Here is a 17,806-nt window from a genome sequence, read left to right as displayed (position 1 = left end):
AAAAAAAATCAGAACCAACTAAAGATAGTCGGTTCTGACAGAAAACAGATAATAATACCTGTATAAAAACTAGACACTTTTATTCTAGTGTATTTTATCTATTCTGTCAAGTCTGACTTATAATCCCAAACAAAAAACCTTTCCAATGAAGGAACAACAATGCTGTATTATCCTAGATAGTATAAAACAGGTTGCGTGATAGTTGGATAGTATGCAATCCTATTAGGACTGTGCATATACAAATTTAATATAACGGATGTAGGGACTATCCAGAAAAGTCCTAAAGAGTGCAAAACATATTATATTTTATAATTGATTGCATGGCTTGACACGGCGAATAGAACAACTATTTTTAGACTTTATTCGGCGGTAGGGCAAGAGTAAACTTGCCAGAGAAAAGTAGTTTATCCTAGTTTATATTCTAGGCAGTGAACGTTGACAGATAAACGAAAAAAGCTCATTAAGAAATGCGAACCATTTCGTTAAAAATCACGCTATCACAAAAAAGCGTACTTGTTACTGAATTCATAACTCAAAAATGAGTAAACTTATAAGTAGCATACAATATATAAGAGATAGACAGTATAAACAAAGTGGCAGAGTGACAAGGTAACACTTGTACTTCTTGACGTTGGGTAACGCTAACTCGCATGACCGTTGTTTCCCTACTGTCTATATAATCCTTTTAATGCTGGAAAGCAGTTGAAAAATCGACTGTTTTCCAGTGCTAAAAGCACAGTAACTATAATTATAAATAATTGGCACGTCACGCCGTAAAGATGGCAGAAAGGTGATATTATGACAACTTTAAACATCAATTTTTTATCTGAAAACGCTACTATTGAAATGAAAAATGAGTTTTTCACAGCCGTAAAACATGAAGAAACATCTATGCTTATTTCCCAGAGTGAAGAAACTATTGAAAAACTTGAAAAATCTTTGAAAAAAGATGATATTACCGAGGAAGAAATCAAAGCTTTAAAATCCAAACTGACAGCGGAAAAACAGGTATTAGAAACACTTAACACGAGTTTATTTGAAACAAAAGATACATACAACAAAGTTATTGCTGATATGACCAAAAAGAACGAAGACCATTTCGGCAACAAACTCGAAGTAGTACGCAACGTATTGCGTGTACTGGCAACATGGGACAACTCCAGACTTGTAAAATTCGCACTTGTAGAAACTTTTAAAGGGGAAGCTCTGCATGACGCTCTGGAAACAATCCATATCAATTCCAAATCTAATGATGACGGCTGTCTTGTAATGAGTAAGGAAGTAAAAGAGGCATACAAGAAAGCCTCTAATGAATTAGAAAGCATTATCAAGAATACTTTCAGCTTACCTTTTGCCACATCTTACACTGACAAAACTCGTGTAAAAATGAACGCTGATGATAAAAAACTGCTTAACGATTGCTACGTTAAAGGTTTTAGAAATAAATTTAGTCAGAATGAAGCTACAGGGGTAGTAGACTTTGCCGGAAGACAGGTAAACACCTTAGTAAGAGGTAAAAAGGATAAAAAGACAGGTAAAATTACATATAACTACTCTGGATTGTATCAGACAGTATGCCAGATTGTTATGAAACACTATTTCAAATAAGTGTATAGTTTACGGGACTGAAAAATTTCAATCCCGTAATAGTATACATTTATAAAGAAAGGGGACTTTAAAAGTGAAAACAGAATATTTATTACGCTCAACAGCAGTACGCAACAGAACTTTTCCAATAGGTTCTGTTATTTTATACCTTGAAAATGGTATGGTTTTAGTATCCAATGATTTCCGGCATAAAAGAACAAAGAAATTAGAAATGTATTGCTATTTACCAAAACAGGGAAAATGGGTGCTCACGCACGATAAAAACGACTTGACGGAAGAAATATGGAATTGCTACCGCAAGAACCATATCAAGTATAAAAGAAAGGAAAGTTTCAATACATATAAACGTATGATGAAACACGACAGGAAGCACAAAAGAGGTTCTGGAGGGCAACGCTTAGGCTTTTCAGGTACAGTGACAGATTATGAATGTTGTAAAGAACCAATACACGATTTCAGACGTGTATACAATTAAAAGAAAGGAAGTGTAAAATATGAACACTATCGAATTGATTGCTACTTTAAAGGAAATGGGGAAAAAAGCGGGAAAAGAAAATATAGTAGGTGGCATTATTGACGCAATTATTAACTACTACAACAATAAAGCTAATTTTTTTGAGGAGGATGCTATAAGAGTGTTTAAAAGATTTTTGAAAACAGGTGTATTGCAGTTTTCATAAAATATATTTCAGGCTAGGCTTTTGCCTAGTCTTTTTTATGCCTAAAAATATTTCAAAGAAAGGGAAAAATATGACTATTTTAGAGGAAAAAGAAGCATTAAAGAAAGAATTGTTAAAAGCGAAATCAGAAGGACTGAGAGTGTTTATAAACAAATCACCAGATTATGCCTATGGACTTATGACAGATGGCATAAGCATGATTTACGTTGATATTACAAACTACCCCTACGGCTTTACAACTAGCCTTGAATACGTACCAAATAAAGCAACAGGCAGCGGATGCCATACGCTTGATCATGGCTATTATTATAAAGAATTAAATAAGGGAATTTTTCTTGAAGCAGTCAATGCAGGAAAGAAAAGAGCTTTTGTATATGGTGCAGAATGTTATAAAAGCTTTGAACACTATCTCAAACGACATCCTGATTTTTACAGGTTTTATAGAGAATTATAAAGGGAAAAGAGAAAATGAGAATACCAGAAAAATATAGAGAATTATACACCTGTCAACTACCTTTACGTTTGCAACAATCCATTCTTAATGCTGTGGAAAGAACATTTGAAGGTAGTTTTTTAACGGAAAGCGAAATTCAGGAAGCAGTAGAAAGTGTGGGCTGTGAACAGGTAAAAAATCTGACAGATACTATTTACATTGAATTTGTATAGAAAGGGAAAAGAATAGAATGAGAATGAAACAGCAAGCACAGTACCCTTGTAGAAATTGCATATATTTTCACACTTGCGGAGAAAATACACGTACTGAATATTGTGCAGGACGCACGACTAAATCAGAAAAGAAAGCAGAAGATAAAAGAAACAGAAAGGATAAATAATCATGCCACAGGTATCAATCGTATTAGGTGTTATGTCAATCCTCTTAAAAGGACTTGCAAAAATAGATAAAACAGACGTGAAAGGAACTTTACTTTGTGCAAAGATGGCAGAAGTAGGATTTTTTATTACAGGCTGTATAGCTTTGTTTTAAAGGGAAAATAGAAATACAGAAAGAGGCGTGAATTATCACGTCTTTTTTAATGTACAAAAGGAGATGAAAACTATGGAAGCATGGACAAGTGATATTTTAGCAGCTTATGAGGAAGCAAAAGGAAACAATTATGAAGAGGAATAATGTTATGGAAAGCTATATTATTGGTATAAAAAACGGAAAGTGTGTTGTGGCAACGGAAACTGAAATAATTAACAATGCTTTAGAACAAGAGAAACAAGGGATAGAACCTCATTATGTGTATCAGCCAAATAAAGAAGAAAAGCCCATAGGAAATCCCGGTTGGCTGGTGTGGAATTCTTACAGTCATGGCTGTGGAGTTGTTCACAGAAGAGATGATGGAAAAATGGTTATATTTACAGGATTACAAGGAGATTTTAGCTATGTATGATAATGATGAAATAGTAACAAAGAAATTTCAAAAGGCTTGTTTTATTTTAACAATATTAACAGGCGTTATTTTACTATTATTGAATTTTACACTCTTCACATTCAGGCATTATAGTCATAACCAATTAAGGGGATTTGATGTTGAATATATTGAAACAACGGAAAATAGCATAATACTGACTGTCGATAATCAGCAGCTTAATATCTCAAAAGAGAAATTAGAAGACAATCTCATAATTGATATTAGAGATATTGTAGATTGGAACACAGACGGAACAGAAATTGCATTGTCTCTAGCAAACGGAAATGAACTTTATGCAACGCAAACCCAAAATATTTATGCTCCAAAATTTAAAAACTACGTGGGATTTAATGAAATCCAAAGCGTAGAAGAAACGGAAACAGAAATACATATCACTACTAAGGATGGAAATATATACACTATTAAAAAATAAAATATCTTTTATAATTGATTGAACCCATAAACGGAAATTTGTTTGTGGGTTTTATTGAATTATAAAAGAAAGGAGGAAAAGGAAAATGAAAACATTAACTCTTGCATTGTCTCAAAGTAAATACACTTACAATATTCCAGAAGCTATTGATGGTTATATTTTTGATTATACACCTGACATAACTGAAATTGTAGCATTGGAAAATAAAGCAGAAATCAAACTTCTGGATATTTTGCATTCAAAAGGTTTCAAAAAGCGAAATTTCTTTTTCAAACCAGAAACTTACAAAGTGCATATCAATTTATATATGACAGGTTTTTCAAGTATGTTAATTAGTTTTTTGAATGTATGTTATAGCTATGGAATTCATGTAACTTGCTATCATTATAACAGAAAGGATAATCATTTCTTTGCTCAGGAAGTAGCAATGTAATTAAAAGTAATTGAAAGGGATATAGTTATGAAAAGAATAATTGTAAATAATGAATTAGATAAAATGCGTTTAGCATTAGGTTTAACAGAAGAAACAATTCAAGGCGATGTAGAAAGACTTTTTAATATTGCAAGCCATAATAAAGTTGGCAATAAAATTATGGCAAATGTTCCATTATGTTTAATTTATATTGATGACAGCTACCAGAGAACAGAAACTTTTTCAAAAGCAAAAGCAAGCGAAATTGCTGCTAATTTTATCGAAGCTGCTTATGATCCAATTAAACTGAATTACAGAGATGGACGTTTTTATTGTCCAGCAGGACAACACAGGATTTACGCTCACATGCTGATGCATAGGGAATATATTGGAGCTGAATTATTCCAGAGTGATTATGAAAGCGAAATTGATATTTTCCTGACACAAGATGACAATAGAAGTAAGCTTACCCCATACGATAGATATAAAGCTGGATTAGCTGCTGGGAAATATGAAGATGTTACTTTGACTAAGATTTGCAACGAATATGGAGTGAGAATTGGTACAAAGGCAAAAGCAAGTGATACACAAATAGGTAGTATTACCACTGCAAAAGGAATTCTTAATCAATATGGAGAAAAAGGTTTGATATGGATTTTTGATATTATTGAAAGTGCCGGATGGAAAAATCAAATAAGAGCATTTGACTCACGAACTTTTAGAGCATTAAAGAGAGTATATTCTTTTAAGCCAGATGATTTGACAAAGCAAAGAATGATAAAAGCTATGTCTGAAACTACTCCTTTGAATTTGTGTGCATCAGCTCTTATTGCTTATCCATCTCATGATGTAGAGTTAGCGTTATCAAACTATTTATTGGATGCAGCAAAAGGGAAAAGTATTTCTAAAATGGCATAAATAATGGAGAATTAATATATGAAAGATTTTATTAAAGAATTTAAAAGAGATATTACTTCTTATGGCAAAGAACATTACACAGCTTGCGAAAAGGAAACAAATATAGATGATATTTACAGACAAGAAACATTAATCTGTGAACGTGGAAAGATTCTTTATAATTGCCTTGAAGTGAGAGATAGCACTACATATCAAGCTTCTGGAATAGTTTCCAATGATGTAGAACAGTTTTTGAAACTTCCTATAAGCGAAATTGAAAGCATGTGTAATGTAATATATCACTATAGCTTAGTAGAGGTAGAAGAATGAAACAATCACAAGTTGTGGCAGAATATGACTACTACACATTAGAACAGGCAAGAGAAATATTGTATCCAGAATTTATAGCGAAAAGGCAAATGAAAAACAGATATAAAAGGAAAAAACTTATCAAGCAAAAATGTATAGGATTTGGTTTATCTTTATGCTCTATCATTGCAATATTATGTGGTGATGGAGCTTTTATTTTACCATTATTGTTAAGTTTTTATATTATGCTTACAAATAAAATCATCATTATTTAATATAAAGGGAAGGCACATTCCGTATATAGCAAAGCTGTTGTATTTACCATTCATGATCCGGAGGCATATCACCCATTCATGCCTCCGGATCATGAATTACATCAATTCCATAAAGAAATGTGTTGTAACAGAACTGCTATATCAATCGTTGGCACAAGCGAAATGATAAGTAAACTGAATGATTTAATTTCATGTCAGGATAGAAGCACCACTGCTTCTACCCTGCATACAAATATCAATAGAATTAAGAAATGTGTTGTTGCAGAACACTTATCTAATAATCTAATAGTAAGCCTATTATATTTTAACTTATCCTACAGCAAGGCGTATCAATACGCCTAAGCAGTAGCATAGCATCACTACAATATAGAAATGTGTCGAGATAGGACTACTACAAAAAACAAATATAAAAAGTAAAGGGGAAAAGAAGCATGACAAGAGAAGATATCATTAGAGAGTTAGAAGTAAAGGGATTTAATGTGGAAATGAAAGATACTGTAAAAAATGGAGTAATATGTAAAGGCATTTTAGTACATGATGAAAAAGACGTAAATCCGTTAATATATACAGAACAGATGATACAAGAGGCAGATAAACGTAAAAAGACACTAGAAGAAGTAGTAGATGAATTTATTAAGGTGTACGAAAATAGCAAGGACTGTATGAAAATGGAAATTCAAAGAAGGAGATGGATACGCTATTTAATGAATCGTGACTGGGTAATGAAACATTTAAGTATTGCAATTCAAAAATCTTCAGATGAAAATTTAGTAAAACATGATTTAGATAATTTTACAGGAATGGAGGCATACTTGTTACTAATGGAAAATGGAAAAGAAGATGAAAGTTATTCTATGAAAATTGAAACTTGTCATTTAAAACAATGGAATATTAGTGAGGAAGAAGCATGGAAAATAGCTTATAAGCATATCTGCGAAGAAACTCATATTGTTGGAATGTCTCAGATGATGAGTGAATTAATCGGAGCACCAGTAGAAGAGGAAGAAGACGATATGATGTATGTGATTTCCAATTCTGACAAAATGAAAGGTGCAAGTGCGATTTTGAATGAAAAAGCATTGAAAGAATTTGCACAGAAGAAAGGTGTCGCTAGACTTTATGTTTTACCTTCATCTGTACATGAGATGATTATCATACCGGATAACGGAGAATTTGATTTATCCGTTTTAAGTGAGATGGTATCAGAAGTAAACAATACAGAAGTAAAACCAGAAGAACAGCTTCCAAGTCGTGCATACTTGTTAGAATTTTAATCAATATACGAAGGGAGAAATTAAAGTGACAAGTGTTTTTAAAAAATTGTTAAATGCAGCCAAAAACGGAAGTTATAAAATTTCCCTGCAAGATAAAACTCTGGTCATTAACGGAAGAGAAGTAATTAAAAATGGAATATATTCCAGTGAAAATATTCTTATTGAGCCATCCGATTTGGATGGTTATTTTTATGAAGGAAATGAGATAGAAGAAATTAAAAGCGAACCGTGGAATTGTGTTCGTATGCTTTATGAATTATATAAGTATTCTATTCCAGATAAGAAATGGGATGATAGAAAAAGTGTATTCAAAGCTTTACCAATCGAGCTAATCTCAGAGGAAGATATGGTACTAAATCATCCAAGATATATGGCTTGTGCAGTTTTAGAAGGTTACATCCTGTTAGCAGGTCTTCAAGGCTGGTTGAAATGGGAAAGGGAAGACCATTGGTATTGGGTAAATAAATACGATAGAGAATGTATTGTATTGAAACAGTGGGTTATTTAAATAGGTAGTAATTTAAATTTATATATAATAAAAGGAGAATGAAATTATGAAAACATCTTTAAGCGAAATGATTAAACAGTTGGAAGAGCAGGGTATTGATACAAGTAAATTTAGTATTAATATTGATGGAAAGGATTTGAATGAATTCTTAGACTTAGCAAAGAGAAATGTAGAGCAGGGCACAGTGGAACATAAAACATTTAGAAGATGGGTGCTCGCTCAAACTTGGAAAATGCTTACAGAGTTAGTATACGATCCAAATGACAGAAGATTTGACGCAGGATGGGAAAGATACATGAGACTTAAATATGATTATAAATATCAGTTTACTGTGCTTATGGACGAACTGAAAGTGTTGGATAAGATGAAAAAGAGAAACAGCGCATCTGAAGAATATACAATCAGAAAATTGTTTTTTACCCAAGATGTTGTTTTGAAAACATGTAATCATGCATTAGCAAGTTTTAGAAAGAATATTGCTTATTTTAGAGGATATTTTAGTGATACAGTAAATAGAATTTTAGAAGAAGCAGAAAGAACATATTCTCTGATGATATCTCGCAAGCGTAATGATTATCATTCTATGTATGTATTGTTAGATAGCTTTATTAAGACGGGGATTTTAAATCATATCAATAATAGAGAGAGAAAGTGTCAGGAATGGAAAGATGCTTATAAAGCTGCTGGTGCATATTATAGCTTACAGAACATGATTTTGTATCATGATTGCATGTTGCCATTGTGCGCTAAAAAAGAAAGCTATTTTGAATTAAATAGAATAACTACAAGATATTCACGCATAGGAGAATTATGGAGATTACATGCACTGATGCTTGAAACTATTGATTATAATGATTTTGACTTAGTAAAGTCTATTTGTAAGCGAAAATAAGATACAACCCTAGAGCAAGGGAATTGATAATAGATGTTGTATTTTTATTATTTACAACCCGGTATTTCCATCGCCTCCTTAGCTAGCCCATGCTAGAGAGGAGATGCTTCATCCCTGGTTGTAATACATCATAAATATAAAGAAATGCTCCATACAACATAAATTATCAAACTCTCTGTGCAGAGAGTAAGGCAAATGGAATATATGATTTAATAGTCTCGCTGCTTCTGTCAGCCAACTGAAGCTGCAGCGATGCTAAATCAAAAAAATAAAGTAATGCACCAGATATTTAGTTTGTCGGAAAGGAAAATGGTATGAAAGTAAGCAAATTATTAAAAATGATGTTTGAATTTGACAGATGGCAGGAATTAATTAACCATGCAACGGAAAAGGGAATACGTTTAGATGTATTGCATGAGTATTGTTTTGAAGAGAAAAGAGAAAAATTGTTTGCTGATATTTTAAGCAATCAATACAACATTTTTCCTCCTCATATAGCACGAATTCCAAAAGATAAGCCGGGAGAATTTAGAGAAGTATACGTAAATGAAGCTTTAGATAGAATTGTACTTACTTTAATAAATGACTGTCTTTGTGATTTGTTTAAAGATATGGTACATCCAAATTGTAAATCATATCAAAAAGGCACATCAACACAAAAAGTAGTATTGGAAGTGTCTCAGAAAATTGTAAGTCTTAATAAACAAGGAATTATTGGTTATAAATCAGATTTTTCTAAATATTTTGACACAGTAAATATTGAAGTCATTGATAATATATTTGACGTATTGGAAAAAAGATTAGGATTTAAAAAAGATACAGAACCTGTTATTAATCTTCTTAGAAGATATTATCATCAAGATTTATATTTCAACCTGCAAGGTAAACTTGAAGCAAGGTATCAAGGGTTGAAGCAAGGATGTGCTGTAGCATCTTTTTTAGCTAACGCTTGCTTATATGAACTTGATGAATATATGGCAAATAAATATGAAATTTATTATAGATATAGTGATGATACAGTTGTCATTGATAATCATGTTGAAAATGTTATTACAGACATGAACAACATTATAAGTAAATATGGAGTCACTTTAAATCCTAAGAAAGTAGAACCTTTGTATTCTGATAAATGGTTTAAATTCTTAGGATTTTTGATTAAGGGAAATCAAATAACTCTAAGTGGAACAAGAGTGAAAAAATTTCAAAAGGAAGTTGAAAAAAGAAGCATTAAAAGACGAAAATGTTCTAGCAAACAAGCAAAAAATGCAATTACAAAATTCCTTTACGAAGGAGAATTTAACTGGGCTACATCATGTTTAAGTATTATAAATGTAGAAAAAGATATCAATGAATTAAATGGTTTTATTATGGATTGTATTCGAGCTTGCGAAACAGGGAAAAAGAAAATTGGCGGATTAGGAAGTGTAACTAATCTTCCTGATAAAACAATTCTTAGAGGTACAGGAAGAAATGTAAAAAGCAATAAGGCAAAAACAGGTTATATTGAAAAATATATATCTGTTGGATGTTTAGCTAAAGACGTAAAGCTGGCTCAACCAGTATTTGAAACTGTTGTAAGGAATATGTGGAGGTAAGAATATGAGCAATTATTGGGAATATAGAGATGTAAAAGTATTAATTGCAGAAAGACTCATGACAATGGACGGATGGAAAGTATATGGTTATCATCCAGACAATAGTGATGCTATGATAGATTACTTTGATCCAGCTTATTGGGATGGAATTGCAGAAAAGAATGGGTATGTTCTTTGTGTAGATGTATTCGGTGCTTCTGAAGCAAAGGAAATCAGAGAATATAATTATAATGGTACTGCAATTAATATGTCTATCCAAGCTAAAATTGAAAAACTAGAACAAATGACTGTTGAAAGAGGAGCGAGTGAACAGGAAGAAGAATCTGCTAAGAAAATGATTGAAAATCTTCGCCAAAAGGCTGCAAAAGAAACTGAAACGGAAAAATATACAGTTGTTGGTATGATGCCGGGACACATGGCACATCCACCTAGAATGAACTGGCATATTGAAAAAGATGGCGTATATATTGCAAAAGGAAATGGATTATTAAAATTTCATGGAATTGATAGTTATTATAAATATCGTCAATATATGGAAGATTTATCAGACTATAGAAAGCTGAGTAAAGAAAAATATAAAGAAAAATTTATGTTTGAACATAGAGATTCTTATAAGCCTGAAAGACTTAACGATGCTTTTGAATATCACTATAAAGAAATCTCAGAAAAGGCAAAGCTTTGCCAACAGTTTGATGCTCTTATAAATAAATTTGATACCACTTGCGGTGGACTGCTTGGAAGTGGAGATGGTTATATTTATGAAGAAAAAACTGTAACCGAGTACAAAAAGGAAATGAAACCTTTTGAAACAGAAACAGGAGTTTTAAAAGAAGGACAATGTTTTATTCTGAAAACTAGATTTAACTATGGTCATAACAAGGGACAAGTATTCAGGATACATGAGACAGAATACAATGGACAGAAAAACTATCATGCATATAAGCTAAATGGTAAATGCACAAAAGAATGCACAGGTAGAGCAAATTCTTCTAACTCTTGGAATTGTTTTAATGAAAAATTCTTTAAATGGATTGAAGAAGGATTTATTTCTTGGTGCGAAATAAGAGAAGTTAAAACCCCTTACGAGGTGAAAAAGGTAGTGAAAACAAAGATTAGTAACGCTAAAAATAATGAGGAGTCAAATAATAAAAGAAGATATACATATGATATTTCCGAAGATGTGGATACAAGAGATGGAAGTAAAATCTGGTTGGTAAAAGTGAAAGAGAAACTGTCTAAGGAAGAATATGTCAATGTCAATCACTGGATGAAAGAATTAGGTGGTTATTATAGCAAATTTAAACACGCCTTTTTGTTTAAAGAAAATCCGGAAGCAAAGTTAAATATGGAGGCTGCATAATGAATGTAAAGATTAGTAATGGGAATTCAAAGATGGGAAAAATACCAAGCGTATCTTTTCCATCTTTATTGACTTGTATTAAATGTGATTGTAATAAAATCTGTTATGCTCATAAATTGGAAAAACTACGACCTTCTGTGAGACAGTCTTATTTACATAATTGGAATTTATATAAATCAGATAGAGAAACTTACTGGAGAGAAATCGAGGCAACGATTATGTTGTCTCGATTTTTTAGATTTCATGTATCTGGTGATATTCCAGATCAAGATTATATCCACAGAATGATAGACGTTGCAAACAGACATCAGCATTGCGAAATCTTATGTTTCACTAAGAAGTTTGATATGTGCAATAAAGAAATATCTGAAAGAAAAGGCGAACTACCTAATAATTTACATCTTATTTATAGTGGTTGGAAGAATTTAAAAATGAAAAATCCATACAATCTTCCAGAAGCTCATGTGAGATATAGAGATGGTACTACAACAGCAATGGAAGAAGCTATTGAGTGTGACGGAGATTGTACTGAATGTGCAATTACGGATAGTGGTTGCTGGGTATTGAAAAAGGGAGAACAAGTTGTGTTCACTCAACATTGAAAGGAGAGTTAAAAATGAAATATATGATGATTTGTTATTCAGAGCATGACAACGAAATTGTAGAACATAAGTTGTTTGACTCTCTTAAAGAAGCTGTTGAATACATGACACATGATATAAATAAAACATACAGAACAGAAAAATTCATGATTGAATCAGATAGTTGTCACAAGGTAATTGAGGAGATGACTGGAATGGTTGAGTCCTGTGCAGGAGAATATAGATGGACATGGACAATTTTTAAAGTGGAGGTATAAACAATCAAATGTCAATTAGAGATTTTTTAGAAATGTGTACAACGCAAGATAATGTTAATATAAGCATCTTTGATTGTGATGCAGAAGAGAGTACATTCAGAGGAACTATTGAAGATGCACTAAATTGTGAAGAAGATTGGCTTTTAGAAATCTTAGAGGAGTATATAACCTCATGGGATTTTGATCATTTCACAAGAGAAATCGGAATCAATTATTAGGAGAATACAAAATGGAAAGAAGTATTACAAAAGCAAAGGAATTATGGAAAGATTTTGGAAATGTGCCGATGAATCCAGAAACAGAATGTATTGAAGAAGAATGGAACGGGTTTCCGGCGGGAACACATAGAGAAGAAATCTGGCATTGGTTTGAAGAAGAGTTTGATTTAAGTGTTGCAGAAGATTTAATGGGATTGTAGAAAGAGAGGAATATATTATGGGATTAGATATGTATTTAAATAAAGCGAAAAGATTTAATGATGCAAATATTAAAGAAATTATTAGTATAAATTGTTATTTACAATGGAAAGAACAAGATAACGAATATTCGTTATTAGAATGGTGTGGTGTTAAAGAAGAAAAAAATAAATAAAGACTTGCTGCCTTTATATGAAAGTGAATTTAATACAAGGTATTATTCATGGGATGATGAGAAAAAATATGGTAGAAAGAGTATTATATCTTATCTTGCAGACTGGAGGAAGGCAAATCAAATTCACAGATGGTTCGTTGAAAATGTACAAGATGGAAATGACGATTGTGAAATTTATGAAGTGTCTAAAGAACAACTGGAAGAATTACTTACATTATGTAAGATTGTTTTGGAGAATTCAAAATTGATTGATGCACAAGTTAAGAATGGTCAAACCTATGTTGATGGAGAATGGGTAGATAATTATGAAGATGGTCAAGTTATTGAAAATAATGTTATAGCAAGGAAATTATTACCTACAGCTTCTGGATTTTTCTTTGGAAGTACAGAGTATGACCAATGGTATTTAGAAGATATTAAACATACTATTGCTGTTCTTGAAGACTGTTTAAGAGATACTGATTTTGAACACGAAGTTGTTATGTATAGCAGTAGTTGGTAATAAGTATTTGCATAGTTGGAGATTGCAAGAAAGGATAAATATATGAGTTTTAGTAGAGAAGAGACAATATGTGAATTAAATAAATTCTGGGAAACCGAAATTAAATACTGGGAACATAAACTAGGTGTTACTTCCGATGAATCGAAAGAACCATACATTAAGTCACTGGAAGAAATGGGGAATATGGAATTAAAGTATTCCCCAATGTATCCTTTTCCAGAAGAAAAATACAGACTTGATGTAGAGGGTGTAAAAGATTTCTTTAGGTACAAGAAAATGAATATCTATGGAAAAGATTGGAAAACAAAAACAACTGGTGGACGTAATTGGAAATAAGGGGGAAGAGCTATGACATTATATGAATATTTATCATTAGTAGAGTATAATGATGAAATTACTGTATGGGATAAAGGGTATTATGTAGAAATGTATTTTTATGGCGGCATTGAAGAAAGAGATAAGTGGTGGGATAAATCAATAAGTGAATTATCTAAATTATTAACAATAACTACTATTCATCCTACAGGTGTAACAGTTAATTATTCAGAGGTTATAGAAAAACATTTGGAAGACTTGAAAAGAGCGAACCTGTTTGATGTAACCGAAACTGATTATATCATGGATATTATAGAGTCAATTATGTCAGGTAATGTTTCAGAAGAATGGATGAAAAAGTTTGTAAATATATTGAAAAGTAATTAATAGGAGATGATAAATAATGGATTATGAAATGATTTTAGATGAAATTATTAGATTTGAGAATTTAACTTCACAGGAAATACAGGATGAGTTAGTACCTATCATTAAAAGCTACGATATAAATTTCTTATCCAAGCTCGTTAATGTATCTAAGGACAATATTCATAGAATATGCAAAAGTTTATTTGTAAATAAAAATCAAAGAGTTTCTTTTAAGCTCTATATTAAGCTCTTAGCTCTTGGTAAAGCAAAGCAAAGTAATTAGGAGGAAACAAAAATGGAAGAACTTAAAAAGCTAAATGGAAAGAAAGTATCTTTGAAAACACTAGAAGAAGTTGAATGTTCAATGCACGTTTTAAGTATGGAATGTTTAGGGACTTCCGGAATGTATATCGGATTTAATTGGTATTCAATCGGTTTGGATGATGGAACAGAAATTGATGTTTATTGTAGATATTAAGGAGGGAAGAAAAATGTTGGAATTATTAAATGAATTTTATATTGGAAGCGAAAAATATTGTACTGTACAAATTGGGAAAAAACAAGAATGTGTCAGTTGTTCCAGAAAAGGAATATAAACTAATTTGGGGAAAATATAATCCAAACAGATGGGGAAACAAGGAAATAGCGTAGTAAGAATTGTTCTAGTAGGAGAATAGAGATGAATAAAATGGAATTTAAAAAATCAAAGGAATATAAAGATATATTTAAAAAAATTAAAAACTATCATGAAGGCTTCAAATTTACGTTGCCCTACTACAAAATGACACAAGGACAGAAAAATGCAATAAATATTATCACAAGCGATTGTATTAAGGAAAGAATAATTGACTCTGTATCTATTGGGTTAAATTTATCAGGCGAAATTACAGAAGAAACATTTATTAGATTGTAAAAGTAAGGGGAAATAACCTATGAAAAAATACAAAATTGATGATTTAACAATGGAAAATATTGCTACATACATGAATGATGAAGTGAGAGAAAAAGTACATTTAAAAGAAGCACCATGTTCAAATGAACATTTTCTTGTCGCATATTATGAAGAACTTCAATCAGGAGAATTTGAGAAACAAAGTGAATTTTATGATTTGTTGCTAAATGAATTCAATATTGATATTGAAGAATTACAGAATATTGAAAGAGTGACTACCTACAATAACCACGAAATCTCTTTAGAGTGTTTGCGAGACTTAGAAAAAGAGTATGTTGTTAAAGCATGTATAAAGAACGGGTTTAGTGGCTGTAAGATAGGAAAGATATGGTATACGCTGTGTTTAATAAATGGTACTGATGTGGAAGTATATGTGTAATGTTAGGGAAAGGACAGGTAATATTATGAATTTAAATATCAGTAAAGAAAATGTAAAAATTGAAGGAAATACCATTGTAATTAAGATTACGGATGAATTAAAGGAAAGCTTAAAAGGGATTTTAAATACCTCTGAAAAGCTTTTAAAAGATTGTAAAATCGGTGAAGTTGTCACTGACAATATTGGAGTCAAATGGATTGTAATAAGGCATGATGAGGATGAAACAACAAAGCTGTGGAGAAAAGAGTTGTTACCAGAAACTCGCAGGTTTGATAAGGAAAGTAATAATTTTTATGGGAGTGAAATTCAGAAATTTTTAAACGCCGAATATATTAAATATGTAGAAGAAGGTTTCGGAAAAGAAAATCTTTGTATACAGGAGGTTGATTTAACATCTCTTGATGGACTTACAACATACGGAGTTTGTAAATGTCCGATAAGATTAGGTGGAATTGACGATTATAGAGCTGCAAGAAGGCAAGGATTATATAGAGAGAAAAACAACAACCCATTTTGGCTTGATACACCAGATAGTACAAATGAAGGTCATAATGCTTCCAATGTTCAGTTTGTCTGCTGCAATGGTTGCGTGGGCTGCGGCGGTTGCGGCTGGGCTGACTTCTCTGTTCGCCCGTTTATCTCTTTGAAATCTGATATCTTTGTATCTGTAGAAAACGAGAACTAGTCCAATAAACAGGACTAGCACAAGCTAGTCCGTGAAGTATAGGAGAAAGAAAATGGATGGTTTTTATATTGTAAACACAGAAAAGTTTTTTAATACAATTACAAAAGATTTGAAAAGTTCAGGATATGAATGGATTGGGGTTAATAAAAATCCTACGTTTTTAGAATGTAAAAAGCAGATTCATGGTAATGCAAAACTTATTATTCATGCTTTTTATAATGATATTACTGGAAAAAATGAAATTCAATTTGGAACAAAAAGAATATATAGATCATATCAACAATTTAAGAGAATAAAATACATAAATGACTTAACTGAAATAAGGAATAATGCAAAAAGTGTTGCGAAAAGAGATGGATATAATCAAGTAATAATTGAAGATAAAGATGGTTATTACTCGTTTAGTAGAAAATATGACGGATGTTGTCCATTGTGGTATGGGAGAATTATAGAAGAAATAACGATATAAAAAGATAATTTCAAACGGAGGAAATAATTATGGAAATTAAAAATTTATCACAGCTGAAAAAAGCAATCAAAGAAGGTCATAAATTTATTATCAGAAAACATTATATTAAACCAGAATATGAAGGGCAGATTAGAAAACCTAACTGGGTACTAACAAACGGATTCTATAGTATTGAAAATGAAAAACCTGACAGTGAAGTGACATTAGCAAATAATGGAAAAGGAAGTTGGATTGAGTATGGAAAAGCTTCAGATTGGGAGTTTGAAAATGGTGTTTGTAAACAATCTTTTCGTGGTAATAATGTGTGGGAAATTGAAATCATTTAATAATGAAAGAACGCTTTTATAAGGTGAGAGTGAATATGAATACAAGTGCAAGAAAGAGCCCAAAAACAGATAAGATGCTGCTAAGAAATAATGAACGCAAAATGGCTGGATTACCATTACATAGAAAGAAATGCAAAGGTCGTAGATGCTTGACAAGATGTGAAGCAGAGGAAAGTATAGAAGCATTTTTAGACTACTGTAACAGAGATTAAATTATGATTTTTAGGAGGAATACTATGAACTCAGATGATAGATTTGAAATTTTAAATGAAATTGATAGTTGGGAAAAGGAATTAAAAAAATTGAAAAACTCAGATGAAGACGAGGCAGAACAGATTAGAGAAATTGAAGAAAGGATTTCTGATTTATATGAAGCTTTAGCAGATTGTGAGTAAGGGAGTGTCGAGGATGAAAGAATATATTGTTGTAATTACATATAATTTTGATACAGATTTTGTTGCAATAAAATGTAAGACATACGAAGAAGCAGTTGAAAAGTTAAATGAACTGTTGAATGAAGAAATCGAAACAGTTAAAAGAGAAAATGAATATGCACCTTCTGTTCTTAGATTTGCAGATGATGATGTAACCCTTGTTTATGGAAGCGGATATACTCTTGATTTGAAAAATGTATCTACAAGAGAATATTTGCTACAAGACTGTGCTTTTTATAAAATTATTGAAGTATAGAAAGAAGAGAG

The 17,806-nt window shown here is 31.7% G+C and carries 35 protein-coding genes; all 35 read left to right on the top strand.

Translation table 11 applies throughout. From position 1 onward, the window contains the following. Positions 1-798: 798 nt before the first annotated feature. The 35 genes from CGC63_RS09670 to CGC63_RS09520 all read left to right on the top strand — a co-directional run bounded on the left by CGC63_RS09670 (position 799) and on the right by CGC63_RS09520 (position 17,795). Positions 799-1,608, top strand: a complete 810-nt coding sequence (locus CGC63_RS09670) for a hypothetical protein (RefSeq protein ID WP_003020482.1) — start codon at positions 799-801, stop codon at positions 1,606-1,608. 73 nt (positions 1,609-1,681) lie between these two features. Beyond that, positions 1,682-2,083 carry a hypothetical protein gene (locus CGC63_RS09665; protein WP_040351109.1) on the top strand — a complete coding sequence of 134 codons (402 nt, stop codon included), beginning with the start codon at positions 1,682-1,684 and terminating at the stop codon, positions 2,081-2,083. Between the two features lie 19 nt (positions 2,084-2,102). After that, entirely contained in the window at positions 2,103-2,288 is a 186-nt protein-coding gene (locus CGC63_RS09660; protein ID WP_003020487.1) for a hypothetical protein, read from the top strand. Between the two features lie 37 nt (positions 2,289-2,325). Then, positions 2,326-2,742 (top strand): hypothetical protein, encoded by a 417-nt coding sequence (locus CGC63_RS09655; RefSeq protein ID WP_003020489.1) that lies wholly within the window; start codon positions 2,326-2,328, stop codon positions 2,740-2,742. Between the two features lie 14 nt (positions 2,743-2,756). Next, positions 2,757-2,954 carry a hypothetical protein gene (locus tag CGC63_RS09650; RefSeq protein ID WP_003020491.1) on the top strand — a complete coding sequence of 66 codons (198 nt, stop codon included), beginning with the start codon at positions 2,757-2,759 and terminating at the stop codon, positions 2,952-2,954. A 169-nt stretch (positions 2,955-3,123) separates the two neighbouring features. Next, positions 3,124-3,273, top strand: coding sequence for a hypothetical protein (locus tag CGC63_RS15335; RefSeq protein ID WP_003020498.1), 150 nt, complete (start codon positions 3,124-3,126; stop codon positions 3,271-3,273). A gap of 130 nt (positions 3,274-3,403) precedes the next feature. Beyond that, positions 3,404-3,685 (top strand): hypothetical protein, encoded by a 282-nt coding sequence (locus CGC63_RS09645; protein WP_003020500.1) that lies wholly within the window; start codon positions 3,404-3,406, stop codon positions 3,683-3,685. Continuing rightward, positions 3,678-4,139, top strand: coding sequence for a hypothetical protein (locus tag CGC63_RS09640; protein ID WP_003020502.1), 462 nt, complete (start codon positions 3,678-3,680; stop codon positions 4,137-4,139). The genes CGC63_RS09645 and CGC63_RS09640 overlap by 8 nt, the downstream gene beginning before the upstream one ends. Before the next feature lie 85 nt (positions 4,140-4,224). Then, positions 4,225-4,572, top strand: a complete 348-nt coding sequence (locus CGC63_RS09635; RefSeq protein ID WP_003020504.1) for a hypothetical protein — start codon at positions 4,225-4,227, stop codon at positions 4,570-4,572. Positions 4,573-4,599: 27 nt separating this feature from the next. Continuing rightward, a complete protein-coding gene (locus CGC63_RS09630) occupies positions 4,600-5,469 on the top strand; it encodes a DUF6551 family protein (RefSeq protein ID WP_089438681.1) in 870 nt (289 codons plus the stop codon). Between the two features lie 18 nt (positions 5,470-5,487). Continuing rightward, positions 5,488-5,778, top strand: a complete 291-nt coding sequence (locus tag CGC63_RS09625) for a hypothetical protein (RefSeq protein WP_003020511.1) — start codon at positions 5,488-5,490, stop codon at positions 5,776-5,778. Next, positions 5,775-6,032, top strand: coding sequence for a hypothetical protein (locus CGC63_RS09620; protein ID WP_003020513.1), 258 nt, complete (start codon positions 5,775-5,777; stop codon positions 6,030-6,032). Before CGC63_RS09625 ends, CGC63_RS09620 begins: the two co-directional genes overlap by 4 nt. Positions 6,033-6,463: 431 nt before the next feature. Next, positions 6,464-7,306 carry a DUF5688 family protein gene (locus CGC63_RS09615; protein ID WP_003020515.1) on the top strand — a complete coding sequence of 281 codons (843 nt, stop codon included), beginning with the start codon at positions 6,464-6,466 and terminating at the stop codon, positions 7,304-7,306. Positions 7,307-7,331: 25 nt separating this feature from the next. Continuing rightward, positions 7,332-7,814, top strand: a complete 483-nt coding sequence (locus CGC63_RS09610) for a hypothetical protein (protein ID WP_003020519.1) — start codon at positions 7,332-7,334, stop codon at positions 7,812-7,814. 46 nt (positions 7,815-7,860) lie between these two features. Further along, positions 7,861-8,706, top strand: coding sequence for a hypothetical protein (locus CGC63_RS09605; protein ID WP_003020521.1), 846 nt, complete (start codon positions 7,861-7,863; stop codon positions 8,704-8,706). A 314-nt stretch (positions 8,707-9,020) separates the two neighbouring features. Next, the gene (locus tag CGC63_RS09600; RefSeq protein WP_003020523.1) at positions 9,021-10,301 is read left to right on the top strand and encodes a reverse transcriptase domain-containing protein; all 1,281 of its coding nucleotides are present in this window, start codon (positions 9,021-9,023) and stop codon (positions 10,299-10,301) included. A 4-nt stretch (positions 10,302-10,305) separates the two neighbouring features. Next, positions 10,306-11,661, top strand: a complete 1,356-nt coding sequence (locus tag CGC63_RS09595; RefSeq protein ID WP_003020525.1) for a hypothetical protein — start codon at positions 10,306-10,308, stop codon at positions 11,659-11,661. Beyond that, complete coding sequence (locus CGC63_RS09590) at positions 11,661-12,263, top strand: GP88 family protein (RefSeq protein WP_003020527.1); 603 nt, start codon at positions 11,661-11,663, stop codon at positions 12,261-12,263. Before CGC63_RS09595 ends, CGC63_RS09590 begins: the two co-directional genes overlap by 1 nt. A gap of 14 nt (positions 12,264-12,277) precedes the next feature. Then, complete coding sequence (locus tag CGC63_RS09585; RefSeq protein WP_040351112.1) at positions 12,278-12,520, top strand: hypothetical protein; 243 nt, start codon at positions 12,278-12,280, stop codon at positions 12,518-12,520. 32 nt (positions 12,521-12,552) lie between these two features. Then, entirely contained in the window at positions 12,553-12,738 is a 186-nt protein-coding gene (locus CGC63_RS09580; protein ID WP_169899516.1) for a hypothetical protein, read from the top strand. A gap of 11 nt (positions 12,739-12,749) precedes the next feature. After that, the gene (locus tag CGC63_RS09575; protein ID WP_003020535.1) at positions 12,750-12,938 is read left to right on the top strand and encodes a hypothetical protein; all 189 of its coding nucleotides are present in this window, start codon (positions 12,750-12,752) and stop codon (positions 12,936-12,938) included. 17 nt (positions 12,939-12,955) lie between these two features. Then, entirely contained in the window at positions 12,956-13,111 is a 156-nt protein-coding gene (locus CGC63_RS15330) for a hypothetical protein (RefSeq protein ID WP_003020538.1), read from the top strand. Further along, positions 13,086-13,613 (top strand): hypothetical protein, encoded by a 528-nt coding sequence (locus tag CGC63_RS09570; RefSeq protein ID WP_003020542.1) that lies wholly within the window; start codon positions 13,086-13,088, stop codon positions 13,611-13,613. The genes CGC63_RS15330 and CGC63_RS09570 overlap by 26 nt, the downstream gene beginning before the upstream one ends. 15 nt (positions 13,614-13,628) lie before the next feature. After that, positions 13,629-13,949: a hypothetical protein gene (locus CGC63_RS09565; RefSeq protein WP_003020544.1), complete on the top strand. Its 321-nt coding sequence runs from the start codon at positions 13,629-13,631 to the stop codon at positions 13,947-13,949. A 12-nt stretch (positions 13,950-13,961) separates the two neighbouring features. Then, positions 13,962-14,315 (top strand): hypothetical protein, encoded by a 354-nt coding sequence (locus CGC63_RS09560; protein WP_003020547.1) that lies wholly within the window; start codon positions 13,962-13,964, stop codon positions 14,313-14,315. A gap of 16 nt (positions 14,316-14,331) precedes the next feature. Beyond that, a complete protein-coding gene (locus CGC63_RS09555) occupies positions 14,332-14,577 on the top strand; it encodes a hypothetical protein (RefSeq protein ID WP_003020549.1) in 246 nt (81 codons plus the stop codon). 12 nt (positions 14,578-14,589) lie between these two features. Beyond that, on the top strand, positions 14,590-14,772 hold the full coding sequence (locus CGC63_RS09550) for a hypothetical protein (RefSeq protein ID WP_003020551.1): 183 nt from the start codon (positions 14,590-14,592) through the stop codon (positions 14,770-14,772). 201 nt (positions 14,773-14,973) lie between these two features. Further along, on the top strand, positions 14,974-15,207 hold the full coding sequence (locus tag CGC63_RS09545) for a hypothetical protein (protein ID WP_003020557.1): 234 nt from the start codon (positions 14,974-14,976) through the stop codon (positions 15,205-15,207). A gap of 19 nt (positions 15,208-15,226) precedes the next feature. Further along, positions 15,227-15,625: a hypothetical protein gene (locus tag CGC63_RS15525; protein WP_003020560.1), complete on the top strand. Its 399-nt coding sequence runs from the start codon at positions 15,227-15,229 to the stop codon at positions 15,623-15,625. A 25-nt stretch (positions 15,626-15,650) separates the two neighbouring features. Continuing rightward, positions 15,651-16,310: a hypothetical protein gene (locus tag CGC63_RS09535; protein ID WP_040351163.1), complete on the top strand. Its 660-nt coding sequence runs from the start codon at positions 15,651-15,653 to the stop codon at positions 16,308-16,310. 52 nt (positions 16,311-16,362) lie between these two features. Continuing rightward, complete coding sequence (locus tag CGC63_RS09530) at positions 16,363-16,779, top strand: hypothetical protein (RefSeq protein WP_003020564.1); 417 nt, start codon at positions 16,363-16,365, stop codon at positions 16,777-16,779. Positions 16,780-16,808: 29 nt separating this feature from the next. Next, entirely contained in the window at positions 16,809-17,105 is a 297-nt protein-coding gene (locus tag CGC63_RS09525) for a hypothetical protein (RefSeq protein ID WP_003020566.1), read from the top strand. A 35-nt stretch (positions 17,106-17,140) separates the two neighbouring features. Next, a complete protein-coding gene (locus CGC63_RS15320) occupies positions 17,141-17,317 on the top strand; it encodes a hypothetical protein (protein WP_155815245.1) in 177 nt (58 codons plus the stop codon). A gap of 24 nt (positions 17,318-17,341) precedes the next feature. Beyond that, the gene (locus CGC63_RS15315; RefSeq protein WP_155815246.1) at positions 17,342-17,500 is read left to right on the top strand and encodes a hypothetical protein; all 159 of its coding nucleotides are present in this window, start codon (positions 17,342-17,344) and stop codon (positions 17,498-17,500) included. Positions 17,501-17,513: 13 nt separating this feature from the next. After that, positions 17,514-17,795 (top strand): hypothetical protein, encoded by a 282-nt coding sequence (locus CGC63_RS09520; protein WP_003020575.1) that lies wholly within the window; start codon positions 17,514-17,516, stop codon positions 17,793-17,795. Positions 17,796-17,806 lie beyond the last annotated feature (11 nt).

Origin of the sequence: Blautia hansenii DSM 20583, assembly GCF_002222595.2 — a bacterium.
In the GTDB taxonomy this organism is placed as follows: Bacteria; Bacillota; Clostridia; order Lachnospirales; family Lachnospiraceae; genus Blautia; species Blautia hansenii.
The sequence above is the reverse complement of the archived record's forward strand: the minus strand, read 5'-3'. Positions and strand labels throughout refer to the sequence as shown.

Excerpts from the sequence above, each read along its gene's own strand:
- CGC63_RS09605 (WP_003020521.1), top strand. The coding sequence starts at position 7,861 with ATGAAAACATCTTTAAGCGAAATGATTAAACAGTTGGAAGAGCAGGGT.
- CGC63_RS09600 (WP_003020523.1), top strand. The coding sequence starts at position 9,021 with ATGAAAGTAAGCAAATTATTAAAAATGATGTTTGAATTTGACAGATGG.
- CGC63_RS09660 (WP_003020487.1), top strand. The coding sequence starts at position 2,103 with ATGAACACTATCGAATTGATTGCTACTTTAAAGGAAATGGGGAAAAAA.
- CGC63_RS09595 (WP_003020525.1), top strand. The coding sequence starts at position 10,306 with ATGAGCAATTATTGGGAATATAGAGATGTAAAAGTATTAATTGCAGAA.
- CGC63_RS15320 (WP_155815245.1), top strand. The coding sequence starts at position 17,141 with ATGAATACAAGTGCAAGAAAGAGCCCAAAAACAGATAAGATGCTGCTA.
- CGC63_RS15330 (WP_003020538.1), top strand. The coding sequence starts at position 12,956 with ATGGGATTAGATATGTATTTAAATAAAGCGAAAAGATTTAATGATGCA.
- CGC63_RS09585 (WP_040351112.1), top strand. The coding sequence starts at position 12,278 with ATGAAATATATGATGATTTGTTATTCAGAGCATGACAACGAAATTGTA.
- CGC63_RS09670 (WP_003020482.1), top strand. The coding sequence starts at position 799 with ATGACAACTTTAAACATCAATTTTTTATCTGAAAACGCTACTATTGAA.
- CGC63_RS09535 (WP_040351163.1), top strand. The coding sequence starts at position 15,651 with ATGAATTTAAATATCAGTAAAGAAAATGTAAAAATTGAAGGAAATACC.
- CGC63_RS15335 (WP_003020498.1), top strand. The coding sequence starts at position 3,124 with ATGCCACAGGTATCAATCGTATTAGGTGTTATGTCAATCCTCTTAAAA.
- CGC63_RS09625 (WP_003020511.1), top strand. The coding sequence starts at position 5,488 with ATGAAAGATTTTATTAAAGAATTTAAAAGAGATATTACTTCTTATGGC.
- CGC63_RS09545 (WP_003020557.1), top strand. The coding sequence starts at position 14,974 with ATGAATAAAATGGAATTTAAAAAATCAAAGGAATATAAAGATATATTT.
- CGC63_RS09520 (WP_003020575.1), top strand. The coding sequence starts at position 17,514 with ATGAAAGAATATATTGTTGTAATTACATATAATTTTGATACAGATTTT.
- CGC63_RS09580 (WP_169899516.1), top strand. The coding sequence starts at position 12,553 with ATGTGTACAACGCAAGATAATGTTAATATAAGCATCTTTGATTGTGAT.
- CGC63_RS09550 (WP_003020551.1), top strand. The coding sequence starts at position 14,590 with ATGGAAGAACTTAAAAAGCTAAATGGAAAGAAAGTATCTTTGAAAACA.
- CGC63_RS09615 (WP_003020515.1), top strand. The coding sequence starts at position 6,464 with ATGACAAGAGAAGATATCATTAGAGAGTTAGAAGTAAAGGGATTTAAT.
- CGC63_RS15315 (WP_155815246.1), top strand. The coding sequence starts at position 17,342 with ATGAACTCAGATGATAGATTTGAAATTTTAAATGAAATTGATAGTTGG.
- CGC63_RS09650 (WP_003020491.1), top strand. The coding sequence starts at position 2,757 with ATGAGAATACCAGAAAAATATAGAGAATTATACACCTGTCAACTACCT.
- CGC63_RS15525 (WP_003020560.1), top strand. The coding sequence starts at position 15,227 with ATGAAAAAATACAAAATTGATGATTTAACAATGGAAAATATTGCTACA.
- CGC63_RS09555 (WP_003020549.1), top strand. The coding sequence starts at position 14,332 with ATGGATTATGAAATGATTTTAGATGAAATTATTAGATTTGAGAATTTA.
- CGC63_RS09645 (WP_003020500.1), top strand. The coding sequence starts at position 3,404 with ATGAAGAGGAATAATGTTATGGAAAGCTATATTATTGGTATAAAAAAC.
- CGC63_RS09530 (WP_003020564.1), top strand. The coding sequence starts at position 16,363 with ATGGATGGTTTTTATATTGTAAACACAGAAAAGTTTTTTAATACAATT.
- CGC63_RS09655 (WP_003020489.1), top strand. The coding sequence starts at position 2,326 with ATGCCTAAAAATATTTCAAAGAAAGGGAAAAATATGACTATTTTAGAG.
- CGC63_RS09560 (WP_003020547.1), top strand. The coding sequence starts at position 13,962 with ATGACATTATATGAATATTTATCATTAGTAGAGTATAATGATGAAATT.
- CGC63_RS09640 (WP_003020502.1), top strand. The coding sequence starts at position 3,678 with ATGTATGATAATGATGAAATAGTAACAAAGAAATTTCAAAAGGCTTGT.
- CGC63_RS09620 (WP_003020513.1), top strand. The coding sequence starts at position 5,775 with ATGAAACAATCACAAGTTGTGGCAGAATATGACTACTACACATTAGAA.
- CGC63_RS09575 (WP_003020535.1), top strand. The coding sequence starts at position 12,750 with ATGGAAAGAAGTATTACAAAAGCAAAGGAATTATGGAAAGATTTTGGA.
- CGC63_RS09590 (WP_003020527.1), top strand. The coding sequence starts at position 11,661 with ATGAATGTAAAGATTAGTAATGGGAATTCAAAGATGGGAAAAATACCA.
- CGC63_RS09635 (WP_003020504.1), top strand. The coding sequence starts at position 4,225 with ATGAAAACATTAACTCTTGCATTGTCTCAAAGTAAATACACTTACAAT.
- CGC63_RS09630 (WP_089438681.1), top strand. The coding sequence starts at position 4,600 with ATGAAAAGAATAATTGTAAATAATGAATTAGATAAAATGCGTTTAGCA.
- CGC63_RS09525 (WP_003020566.1), top strand. The coding sequence starts at position 16,809 with ATGGAAATTAAAAATTTATCACAGCTGAAAAAAGCAATCAAAGAAGGT.